The following is a 1,293-nucleotide window of genomic DNA, read 5'->3' on the forward strand; positions in this document are numbered from 1 at the left end:
GGTAGTGTTTAGAAATCTGTGTCATTTCAGTATTATTAAGAAAACAGGAGTGACACATGACTCAATCTTTCGACTTCAACAAAGCATTAGCTGAACTTCAAGCTGGTAAAGGCCTTACTGGCGAAGACGGTGTTCTAACACCATTAATTAAACAACTCACCGAAGCGGCTCTTAAAGCTGAATTAGAGCAGCATTTAGAATCTGAGACCCAAGTTAACCGTAAAAATGGTTCAACCAAAAAAACAGTTAAGTCATCCATAGGTCAATTTGAACTTGAAACGCCCAGAGACCGTTCAGGTTCGTTTGAACCTCAGCTTGTTAAAAAGAACCAAACCAAGTTAACGCCTGAAATTGATGAGAAAATCCTATCTATGTTTGCTTTAGGTATGAGCTATCGAGATATTCGAGGCCACATACAGGATATGTATGGCGTTGAGGTATCAGAGGCCACCATCACTGCCGTAACAGACCAACTGATACCAGAGCTTAAAGCATGGCAAGCGCGCAGCTTAGACACGCTTTACCCGTTTATCTGGCTTGATGCCATTCATTATAAGATTAAAGAAAATGGGCGCTACGTGAGTAAGGCTATTTATACCGTACTAGGTGTCAATATCGAGGGCCGCAAAGAGTTACTTGGTTTATATATCTCTGAAAGTGAAGGGGCTAACTATTGGTTATCAGTATTAACAGATTTACATAATCGTGGTGTATCCGATATTTTAATTGCCTGTGTTGATGGACTAAAAGGCTTCCCTGAAGCAATAGCAACAATCTATCCTGACGCCGAAGTGCAGGAGTGCGTTATTCATCAAATTCGTAATTCGATGAAGTATGTTGCTTCAAAGCACCAAAAAGAGTTTATGGCTGACTTGAAACCCGTTTATAAGGCAGCCACTAAAGATGCAGCAGAAGCCGCTCTCGCCGAATTAGATGCCAAATGGGGCAAGTTATACCCTATCGTTATCGAGTCTTGGCGTCGTAAGTGGGGCAATCTGTCGGTTTACTTCAAGTATCCAGATTACGTGCGAAAAGCTATTTATACCACAAATGCAATTGAAGCTGTACATCGTCAGTTTAGGCGACTCACCAAGACTAAGGGAGCATTCCCTAATGAAAACAGCTTGATGAAATTATTGTATGCAGGCATATTGAATGCCTCGAAGAAATGGACAATGCCAATCCATAATTGGAATCTGACATTGTCGCAATTGGCCATCCACTTCGAAGGTAGGTTAGATGGTGTGCTAGATATTTAGCAACTTAGGCTGACACAGAATTCTGAACGCCCTC

General features: G+C 41.6%; 1 protein-coding gene. It reads left to right on the plus strand.

From position 1 onward, the window contains the following. Window positions 1-56: 56 nt before the first annotated feature. Window positions 57-1,259, plus strand: coding sequence for an IS256 family transposase (locus P20439_RS05870; protein WP_008465246.1), 1,203 nt, complete (start codon window positions 57-59; stop codon window positions 1,257-1,259). Window positions 1,260-1,293: the final 34 nt, after the last annotated feature.

It is taken from the genome of Pseudoalteromonas sp. BSi20439 (assembly GCF_000241165.1).
GTDB lineage: Bacteria > Pseudomonadota > Gammaproteobacteria > Enterobacterales > Alteromonadaceae > Pseudoalteromonas.